The sequence below is a fragment of the Acutalibacter sp. 1XD8-36 genome (assembly GCF_009917525.1).
GTDB lineage: Bacteria > Bacillota > Clostridia > Oscillospirales > Acutalibacteraceae > Acutalibacter.
This window is the reverse complement of the sequence record NZ_QZDU01000031.1, coordinates 1-4162: the sequence shown is the minus strand read 5'-3', so window position 1 is coordinate 4162 and position 4162 is coordinate 1. Positions and strand designations below refer to the sequence as shown.

General features: G+C 49.5%; 5 protein-coding genes. 3 read left to right on the top strand and 2 right to left on the bottom strand.

Going from position 1 to position 4162, the window contains the following annotated elements:
• On the bottom strand, positions 1-1043 hold a 1043-nt coding region (locus D5270_RS16215), incomplete at its 3' end, for a replication initiation protein (protein ID WP_160556459.1).
• A 691-nt stretch (positions 1044-1734) separates the two neighbouring features.
• Positions 1735-2931 (bottom strand): MobV family relaxase, encoded by a 1197-nt coding sequence (gene mobV, locus D5270_RS16210; RefSeq protein WP_129184828.1) that lies wholly within the window; start codon positions 2929-2931, stop codon positions 1735-1737.
• Positions 2932-3393: 462 nt separating this feature from the next.
• On the opposite strand from mobV, the gene D5270_RS16205 reads away from it, so the two are divergent.
• The 3 genes from D5270_RS16205 to D5270_RS16195 are packed head-to-tail and all read left to right on the top strand — an operon-like array spanning position 3394 to position 3986.
• Entirely contained in the window at positions 3394-3594 is a 201-nt protein-coding gene (locus D5270_RS16205; protein ID WP_129184826.1) for a hypothetical protein, read from the top strand.
• Positions 3591-3827 carry a DUF5348 domain-containing protein gene (locus D5270_RS16200; protein ID WP_129184824.1) on the top strand — a complete coding sequence of 79 codons (237 nt, stop codon included), beginning with the start codon at positions 3591-3593 and terminating at the stop codon, positions 3825-3827. The genes D5270_RS16205 and D5270_RS16200 overlap by 4 nt, the downstream gene beginning before the upstream one ends.
• Positions 3828-3986 (top strand): hypothetical protein, encoded by a 159-nt coding sequence (locus D5270_RS16195; RefSeq protein WP_160556438.1) that lies wholly within the window; start codon positions 3828-3830, stop codon positions 3984-3986.
• Positions 3987-4162: the final 176 nt, after the last annotated feature.

Here is a 4162-nt window from a genome sequence, read left to right as displayed (position 1 = left end):
CGTGCCTTTGCCGTCAGGATTGTCTGCCGGAGATAGGCGGCTGTTGCATATTGGCAAGCGTCAGGAAAGCTGTCAACGTCAGCCTGAAAACGCTCTATGTCGCTTTCACGTTTCCTTGACCAGCCAAGGTCTTTAAGCAGGGCAAGCTGTTCATCGGTGAAGCCGGAAAACTCTGCACTGTCAAAGCCTTTGCAAATCCTATCCCGCCTTGCCGCTTCTTCGTCATAGACATCATCATAGGACGGCGGCATAATTTCCGGAAAATCATCAATGGACATCTGCCCCGGTATATCTTCAGCCAGAGCAAGCGGCTCCAAGGTGAAGCGTACCGCCTTGACCGTCCTACCCCTCTTTATCGGCTCATAGGAGAATTTGCAGTCAGTCTTTGCGTTCAGTTCTTCGTGGCACTTCTTTAGCACCAATTCGTTAAAGCGATAGTAAGCCTTGTATGTATCGGCAGTACACCGTAGGAGGGTTTTCAAATCGTCCAGAGAAACGTCCCAAGTAAGGTGCATATGCCTGTTCTGTTCGAGGTACAAGAACAAGACGTAGCTGTATCTGGAAGTCAGCTTGACCACGTTCCGCAGGTTGTACCGCAGGTATCCAAGCCGTTCCGGGTTGAAGATATACTCCATAGCGGAGGGGCTTGCCCCTAAGTCCACCTGCCATAGTCCATCTTCGTCTTGATAGCACTCTGCTTTCTCAAACAAGGCTATGAGCGTGAAGCCCTTGCGCTTGTTGCCGTCCTTGATTTTGATAGTCTGAAAAAGATTCTTAACCCGCTTTTCGAGGTCATCAGGCTTTATCTGGGAAACGTCCAAAAGCCGCTCTATTTCGCCTTTCTCAAACCGAATAAACCTCTTTTCCGGGTCATGACTGTTTATCCGTCCGAGATATGCGTCCAGTATCTTAAACTCTGCGAGCGTAAGCCCGGTTTCAGAGAGGGACAAGAGGGGGTTAGACTTCTGGATAAGCAGATTGTCCGGCTCTTTCCCTGCCCCCTTATAGTCCGGGATTGCCGGGAGTTTCTTTCTTCGTGGCATGGTATCACCCCTTTCCTTATCATGATAGCATAGCACCATATTTTTTGTCAATAAAAAGTTGGTGCTTCTTGAAAAAATCTATGGTGCTATCAGGAAAAGTCTATGGTGTTACCGGGAAAAGTCTATGGTGCTACCGGGAAAAGTCTATGGTGCGTCATGGAAAAGTCTATGGTGCTAAAACCCGGAAAGCCGCATAAAATCGGGCTTTTTCGAGTGTCTAAATCAGGAGGGAAATCAAGAAAGATAAATCAAGTGCTAAATCAAGCTATCAATCAAGGGACGACCCCGCAAGCCGCAGTATGTGGATAACTTTTGGGGGTTCTGGAAAGCGTTAGGATTGATTAGCGATAAAAAAGAAAATGAGGATAGGAGCAGAAACGGTCAGGAAAGCCGCTGTAGGGCGTGTACACGCTTTTAGAGGGAGTAGGTAAGGGGAAATACCATACAGCCCCCCAAAGCCGTCCAGAGGGCAAATAAAGGCGAAATAGAGGGTCAAGGAGTGTGCCATTACACCGCCACCCCTCTTTTTCTTTTTTACCGCTCCTATACTGTACATGACACGAAACGACAAAATATTACACGAAAACTTCAATTTCGGCATATTGAACAAGAAAACCCGCCGCGGCCCCGGCCAATCCGCTCCCCTGCAGAACGGTTTTGTTGTGAAAAATGACGAAAAAGCCGACTGTCACTATCTGTCCCGCCCGGTATCCCTGTCCCTGCCCTGCTGTCTCTGGAATGTCTGGAACAAGTCCCGCCACCGGGGGAAATGAGCGTCCAGAAACCGCTCCAACTGCTCCAAACGTGACAATTTTCTATCAATTTCGACTTGTTTCTTCACTTCGGCAAGGCTCCAACCGGGGGACTGGGCAAGCAGCTTGTCCCGGTTCTGCTCCAAGACGGCCACTTCCCGCTGCAAGCCCCCTACTTCGTCCCGCAGAGCGTCCCTGCGGCTCTCCAGTGCCTTTACTGCCCCCTGCTCTTGTGCCGCCCTCTGGTGGGCTTCTCCGGCTCTCTGGGAAGTCTCCGCAAGGTCAGCGGACAGCCGCTCCCGCTGTCCCTCTAAGGCTTTTACATCGCCTTGTAGGACGTGTACACGGCTATCAAGGGCTTGCGTAGCCCTCTGTGCCGTCTCTGCCCTCTGCCGGGCTTCTGCGAGTTCTGCGGCGTATGCCTTGTACTCTGCCGTCTCCATATGCTGTCTGCGCTTGCCGCTCCCCTTTGGCTCTCCCCTCTGTAAGCCGTACTTTGCCCCTACAGCTTCATGGAAAGCTGTCTGCTGTTCGGTCAGGCTCTGCTTCGTCAGCACGTCTTTGGCAGACAGCCGCCCATCAGGAGTAACCGGGACGAAATTGAAGTGCATGTGCGGAGTAGCTTCGTCCAGATGAACGGTAGCGGATATGACGTTCTCACGACCGTACCGCTCCGCCAGAAAGTCGTATGCGTCTTGAAAAAACTGCCGTGAGCGGTCAGCCTGCATTGGCGGCGAATCACTCAACCCCCCGATATAGTCCTCCGTGAAAGGAACGCCAGATATATATGCTTCATGGGAACAGCTTGCCCGCCGTTCAGCCCACGCATTGTAGGCATCTTCGTCAACGTCTTTCAGACCGTCAAAAAAAGCACCGTCAGAGGTCACTATAACTTGCGCCATCAGAACGGCATCTTTCCGCACCGCCCTTTTCAAATCAAGCTGTTCTATGCGTCTCTGGACGGCTTCGGAAAAGGATTCATTTTGGGCAGGGCATAAGTCGTAATTTTCCCCGGACTTTGAGAAGTCAATATCCGGGTTCGTCAGGCTATGGTCTTTCTCACGGCGGTCATGAATCTCTATGCCCTTGATTGCCCCTCTGGTCATCTTCTGCACCCTAACTACTGCGTAACTCATTCTTATTCAAGCCCCCTTGTCTTGTCCATGCTTTACTTGTAAAGTATAACACAGGATACTTTACTTCGTAAAGTCCTCTGTGGCAAAGGGGGTTCCCCCTCTGCACTTCTCCCCCCGCACCGGCCACGGTGTAACAGTACACCAGTACACACTGTATCGGTCAGACGGTACACCGCTACACCGCCCCGGCGCCGGATAAGCCAGGCACAAAATAGATAATATTATAATATATATTTTAATACATGATAAAATATGTATTAGAATATTTGAATATATATTATAATATGTATGAACATTGTATGTACAGCCAGGCATGATAAACGTATGTATTTTAATATATATTAAAATAAGGGGTAAAATTTTCTTAATGCCCTATTGACATCTGTATTATAATATGGTATATTATACATATAGAAACCCGAATTAAAATATATATTATAATACAGAAAGGAGAAATACACCATGGCAAGACCAAAGACCGGGCTACCCACCAAACAGAAAATGTGCCTTACCGTCAGTTCCGAGGTAAGGGACTGTCTGGAAAGAATATCCCAAGCACGGCAACAGTCCATCAGCGAGATTGTCAGCCAGTACGCCTTGCAGGAGGACAAGAAGCTGAACCGCAAGCAGAGCCGGGAGCAAACGAAAGGAGAGAAAGCATGAAAGAGGGAAGATTAGGGTACAATTCCGACAACAAACGCTATGGACTGCTAATTTCCGACCTTTGGGAGCGTGACGGCTTTCATTGTGGCGAGTGCATGGAAGTCATGGTTGAGGGGGAATGGGTTCCCACCAGAATCGAAATGGACTACAGCGGCCTCTGGTATCTGGTAGACACCCCCTATAGGGGAGACGGTTTAGAGTACGTCCGGGCAAGGATTCCAGAAAGGAACTGAATGGAAAACAGATATTTATTGAGCGACATAGTGATTGACGGCATAGAGCCGCCAGAGGACTGGAAAGAACTCATGGAACGGGAGCGGCGGGGCGAATTGACACCAGAGGAAATCGAGAAGATTGTCCGCCGCCCGTACCAGATACCGACCGACAAGTGACTGCTTTACTCACGGTGAGTAAAAGCCCGGAAAACCGCCATTTTCCGGGCTTATTCGTCATTCTCTATCATCTTTTTGACGTACAAAAATAGGTCTTTCGGGTGACGTGCCTTTGCCGTCAGGATTGTCTGCCGGAGATAGGCGGCTGTTGCATATTGGCAAGCGTCAGGAAAGCT